Below are 5,798 nucleotides of genomic sequence, written 5' to 3'. Positions count from 1 at the left end.
GGGAAAACGAGGCCAACGCCGAGATCGTGCCACGGATCGGGTTGCCACAGCTGCCGGTCGTGAGCTGGCCAGAGCCCTCCTCCGAGCATGAGACACAAGGATTGATGGTGACGTACGGTCGCAGCTTGCCGGTGGCGCAGGCGCTGCGTGCGACCGCCTCGGACGCCTTTCCGGTGTGCTGGACTCCCGGCGAGGATGGATTTATCCAGGGTGAAGGCGTCGGCGAGCAGCGCGGTGAGCGAGGGCGCGTCCGCGTCGACCACCCCACTCCAGGTGCGCGACCAGTCCGCGCCAGCCGTCTGAGTCCTCCAGCGCCGCATCGGTTTCCGTGGTGTGTCGGCGAGGCCGTCGTAAACAGAGCGTGCGCAGCAGCGCTTCTTTGGACGGTGCGGCGCGCTGATCCCCACGCGGGCGCGGTCGCGACGGCGGAGATCGGAGCCGAGGCGTCGGCGAGGATTACCGCACGGGCGGCCTGGGCCTTGCGGACGGGCAGACCCTTCTGAAGCTGGGGCGTCGGATGTCTTCAGCATAAAACCAGGCCTGGCGATCAAAACGGAATGCTTTGTTCCGATCATATCGCAACGAAGTAGTCGCCCGGTATAGGGCCGGCGTGGCCGAAGGGGCCGTCGTGGCAGGTGGCCCGAACGACGTGCGAGAGATCAGTGCGCGACCAGGGATCGAGATCGGGGATGCAGGTGCGGCAAGACCACAATGCGGAGGTTTCCGATCCCTGGTGTGCCATCTGCATCGCGGCGACGTCCAGCCGGCCCACTATCGCGGCTCGGCGGCGAAGCGGTTGGCGGAACGGGGTCATCATCCGGATGGTGGCGATTTCGGTCACCTCCCGCGCGTAGCGCAGTCGGTCCGCTGCTACCGGGCCTCAACGGAGCCGGCTGTGCCGAGGTGGTCGATGATTTCGGTCGCTGTCAATGGACGCTGCGCGGTGCGAGTGATCTTGGCGGCGCGGCCGGCCGGGCAGATGTTACTCGGCCCTGACGCGGTGGCGCATACCGTGCAGTCGGCGACAGTACCGGTGAGGTGGGCTTGGAGGTTGCGGCTGTCGAGTGCGGCGACCAAGCCGAACATGCTAAACGAATTGATAGACATCGGTGGGCTTTCTGGCTCGTGGCGTTGTGGAGTCCGCCTGCACGGCCTGGCTCCTTTGTCGGCCTACCGACACCGTTGTCGAGGGCGGGTTCGGTGACGGCGTTGTCGCCGGGCTTGTGCTGCTGCACAACAACTAGCTTGGTCGAGAAGGTACCGGCTCGGCATCGGTAGATTCACCCGGCATATACCTGTTATGCAACAGGAGTTGAAAAGTGTCACATAGAGTCCAGTCATGGGGGTGTGGGCGTGGCGGGTGGTGGCGCGGGCGCGATGACCGCAGAGGCGTCCGGGTGACTGGATTGGCCGAGGTGGTCGTTGTCGTGCCGGTGGTGGGGGTTGGTGCCGCTGTCGTGTCGGTCCCGCAGGCTGCTGCTGCGTGACTGCTGCGAGAATCGCGAGGCTGGATCCGCGTCGGTTCCGGCGCTGTCTCCAGTGGCGGTGTCAGATTCTTCTCTACTTCTCCACTTTTCGCGGTGTACCTTCCGGCAATTGTTGTCTGGTCAATTACTTTGGTGCCGTACACACAAGTGCCGGATAGGCGCAGAGTGCGTCGAACTTTACCGTCTGCTCCGAGACCGACTAGTACCGGCGCTGGGCTGGCGCTGATTCAGAGGCCCTTCTTCGATGCGGCGATCCGCACCGGGAACAATCTTCTTCGACTTGCGGAACTGCGCTATCTCAACCTGTGCAGCCAGACCTCGGCGTCTTCACCGCAGTCGCCGACCACAGCCCGAGGATGTCGCGTTCGCACCCGTTACCTTCTTTGTGGCGCCACGCGGGGCTGCGGTCGCCGATCCCGCTATGACTTCTTCCTGTCTTTCTCATGATCCGGGGGTGCTGCCGGGCTGATGGCGTCGACGGACCGCTGATGAGGTCTGGCCAGGGCGACCGGCACTGCTTCCTGCCCTCCTACTCCAGCTGGACCAGTGTCCCGGCGAGGCGCGCAGCTCGCCCGGCGTCGGTGGCCCCCGGCGGCTCCGGACGTGTGAACGAGCAGAAAGAACGAAACGTCGGGCCACTCTAGTGCGCAGTTCGTGTAGATGTAGCGGCACTGAGTAGCCGTCCCAGGTTTGTCGGTTACTCGCGATCAAGGCACCCCTTCACATGGTCTGCACCAGACCTTTGACCGAGAGGCTGGACCAATCGCGAGTGTCAAGACTATGGTATAGCCGAGTACGCCCTGGCCAGGCGATTCGGCAAGATGGATCTGTCGCCGACCCGGCGCGGCCGTCGTCGGCAGCGCCGCCTCGATTGGGGCGTCGCGGGTCAGGCACCTGGTCGGCCGGTCGACATGCCAGCACTGGTGCGGATCAGCTGGGATCGTGGTGCGTGCCTTCGACTGCACGCCATCGGGGTGATCGTGATCTGGTCTTGCCGCTTGCGGCGGTCGTGGTGCTCGGGCCCTTGGAGGCGCTGGACGTGGCCGGGCGAGACAGTTAGAGCACTCTGGAGATCGTGACGGTTCTTTGGGAAGTTCGCCACCAGATATGACTATCGACCCTCTAGTGGATATATTGAGATTCAGAGTGGGGAGGCGGCGTGGACGCGTAGGCAAGGATTTGGCGCGGCAAAATGAGTCTTCCGTCTGATATAACGAGCTTCGTTGGCCGTCGCGGCGAGACGACCAAACTCCGTGCTGTTCTCGGCGATGCTCGCATGGTGACTCTGACCGGACCTGGCGGCGTTGGTAAAACCAGGCTCGCCATTCACGTGGCTCGTGGGCTCGAACGCAAGCGTGTCGGTGGTGCTTGGCTGGTGGAGCTCGCCGAGCTTGAGGACGCCTCCCTTCTCGCGTCCACTGTCGCTACGTCCGTACAGATGCCTGACATCTCCACACGTGATCTCGTCGCGGCGCTGATCGACTATCTGGCGGATCAGCAGCTCCTTCTCATCATGGACAACTGCGAGCACCTTATTGCGGAGTGCGCGGTGCTGGTGAGCGCCCTGATCGAGGCCGCACCTCGGCTCCGGATCCTGGCGACTAGCCGAGAACCGCTCGGCATCGCAGCGGAACGGATCTGGCCGGTGCCGCCTTTGTCCACGCCCGACGAGGAACACCTGACGAATTGGGGTAGCGACCGAGAGTATGAGGCCATTGCGCTGTTCCAGGAACGAGCCGAAGCCGCTGGCGTCAGTGTCGGCCAGAGCGAGGCGGTCGGTCGGCTGTGCCAGCGCCTGGACGGACTCCCGCTCGCGATCGAGCTGGCCGTCACGTGGCTGCGGACGCTGACCGTCGACGAGTTGGCCGAACGCCTTGACGATCGCTTCGCTCTTTTGGAGCGGCGTCACCGCGACGGCGTATCCCGGCATCGGACGCTGCGCACGGTCATGGACTGGTCTTATGACCTGTGCACCGAGCGGGAACGCGCGTTGTGGGCCCGGCTGTCGGTGTTCGTCGGCGGTGTCAGCCTCGAGGCCGCCGAGGCGGTGTGCGTCGGCGACGGACTGACCCTCGACGACATCCTCCCGGGGTTGGTCGGCCTTGTGGACAAGTCCATCCTGACACGCGAAGAGTCCGACGCCCGCAGCCACTACACGATGTTGGAGACGATCCGCCAGTACGGTCGTGACCGGCTCGCCGACGAGGCGGACGTTGTACGCCGCCGGCACCGCGACTACTACCTACGGCTGGCCGAGACTGGCGCACGTGATTGGTGGGGCCCACACCAACGCGCTCTATTGGACCGGGTTCAGACCGAACGTGCCAACATCAGCCTCGCCTTGGAGTACTGCGCGACGCCAAGCGAGGCACGCACAGGAATGCGGCTGGCCAGCGCGTTGTGGTGGTGGTGGCTCACCCGTGACCTGCGCGAGGGACGGCGCTGGCTTGAGCGGCTGCTGAAGCTGGATACCAACCCGAGCCGCGAGCGAGCCCGCGCGCTGTGGACCTACGGGCTGAACGCTGCCGACCAGGGCGATACGGTCCAGGCGCTTACCCCGCTTCGTGAGGCCGTCGAGGTGGCCAGGGCCGTCGGTGACGCGACGGCGGAAGCTTACGCCATCACGTGGATCGGCCAGGCGCTTTGGATGCAAGGCAAACTACCCGAGGCTGTCGGTGAGATGGAAACAGCTCTTCGCCACCACCGGGATATCGGGGAGCAGAGCTCCATTTCCATGATCGTGCCGGCCCAGCTGGGGATGGTCGTGGCCCTGCTTGGCGATCCTGAGCGCGGGATCGAACTCGGCGAACAGTCGGTGGCCGCCTGCGACAAGGTCGGTGAGCATTGGACCGCCGGTTGGGCGGATTGGGACCTCGCCGTAGCCTGCTGGGCCAATGGCAACCGCGCCGCTGCGTGCACCCGCGCGCTCGCGTCCCTCCGGCACAAACGTGACCTCGGTGACCAACTCGGGATCCCGTGCGGCCTCGAACTCGCCGCATGGTGCGCCACCGCAGACGGCGACGCCGAACGCGCCGCGATGCTGCTCGGCGCCAGTGACAAGATGTGGGAGCCGGTCGGCGCCCCACTCTTCTCTTGGCGTGCCCTCCGTGACTGGTCGGCCCAGTGCCGCGTCCGCGCACGAGAGATCATCAGCGACCAGGCGTTCAGTGCGGCCTACAAGAGCGGTCAGAAGCTCAGCGTCGCGGACGCCGTAGCGTACGCGCTCAATGAGACACGTGCGGTCCGCGACGACGCCGCTACCGGATCCGCCACCGACACCGCTGCTCAATCGGTGCTGCACCTGCTGACTCCACGAGAACAACAGGTCGCCCGCCTCATCGCCGATGGCCGAACCAACCGGCAGATCGCTGCGGAGCTGGTGATCAGCGCACGCACTGTCGGCGGCCATGTTGAGCACATCATGACCAAGCTCGACGTCAACTCGCGGACTCAAATCGCCGCCTTGATGCTCGTCGGGCAACAAAGCCACTGAATCGGTATGTATGTACGCGGCGTCGGCACGCGTCGCTGTGACCACCGTGAGCGTCGCTGAACGGATTCTGACGTCCAGGACGTTCCCGACTGGTGGGTACCGGTGTTCAGGTACTCGGTATCCGGGAGGGACTGACCGCCCACCGCATGCAGTCGGGTCCTGCCGTGCACACCCGCCCGGACAGTTGCTGACCGTCACCGTCGAAGTCACAGCCGAACAGGCATAACGAGGTGTGTGCCTCGGCCGCTGACGCGCTTCCGGACACATCGCCTGAGTTTTCCGTCGGTCACGGACGTGTCGACGGTCTCGACCATGCGGTCGAGCCGACATGAACCGTCGACTTATCTGATGGCAGCGGTTTCGTGGTCGGGGTCAGCTGCCCCGTAGCGTGCCGCAGGAGACCGGGCGGGTTGACTCGTGAACCGTCTGTCGCCCTTGCGGTTGACTTGCCCGTGATGTGTCCACCTGCCCGGTCTCCGTTCACGGTCTGACTCGACAGAGGTGTGACGACAAGCTGCTGTGAGAGGTTCTTGAAGTCGACATGTCGGCCGTGGATTCCCCACCCGGCAAAGACGAGGAACCGAACCTGATGATGCTGATCGGCGTCGATCCGCACAAGTCCACCCACACCGCCACCGCTGTCGACCCCGCGACGAACTCTGATCGCGGCTCGATTCGTATCGATGCCAGCTTTCGGGGCTATCGGAAGTTGCTGGCCTGGGCGCTGCAGTGGCCCGAACGAACCTGGGCGGTGGAGAACGCTGAAGGTTTGGGCCATCATCTGGCGGGGTGGCTCGTCTCGAAGGGCGAGGTGGTGG

The 5,798-nt window shown here is 64.9% G+C and carries 3 protein-coding genes and 1 pseudogene; 2 read left to right on the top strand and 2 right to left on the bottom strand.

Features of this window, described 5'->3' with window-relative positions; all coding sequences use genetic code 11:
* Positions 1–263: hypothetical protein (locus ABZ824_RS39590; RefSeq protein ID WP_356970035.1), on the bottom strand; the 263-nt coding region annotated here is incomplete at its 3' end.
* Between the two features lie 308 nt (positions 264–571).
* Positions 572–841: a hypothetical protein gene (locus ABZ824_RS39585; protein ID WP_356970034.1), complete on the bottom strand. Its 270-nt coding sequence runs from the start codon at positions 839–841 to the stop codon at positions 572–574.
* A gap of 1,922 nt (positions 842–2,763) precedes the next feature.
* Between ABZ824_RS39585 and ABZ824_RS39580 the strand changes: the two genes are divergently transcribed.
* Together ABZ824_RS39580 and ABZ824_RS39575 are read left to right on the top strand one after the other, a co-directional pair.
* On the top strand, positions 2,764–4,980 hold the full coding sequence (locus ABZ824_RS39580; RefSeq protein ID WP_356970033.1) for a LuxR C-terminal-related transcriptional regulator: 2,217 nt from the start codon (positions 2,764–2,766) through the stop codon (positions 4,978–4,980).
* A 589-nt stretch (positions 4,981–5,569) separates the two neighbouring features.
* Positions 5,570–5,798: pseudogene (locus ABZ824_RS39575) on the top strand (IS110 family transposase); the annotation flags it as partial.

Source organism: Nocardia sp. NPDC047038 (assembly GCF_040644075.1).
GTDB classification, from domain to species: domain Bacteria; phylum Actinomycetota; class Actinomycetes; order Mycobacteriales; family Mycobacteriaceae; genus Nocardia; species Nocardia sichangensis.
The sequence above is the reverse complement of the archived record's forward strand: the minus strand, read 5'-3'. Positions and strand labels throughout refer to the sequence as shown.

What these genes read in the sequence shown, in the direction of transcription:
- ABZ824_RS39580 (WP_356970033.1), top strand. Translation starts at nt 2,764, where the DNA reads ATGGTGACTCTGACCGGACCTGGCGGCGTTGGTAAAACCAGGCTCGCC.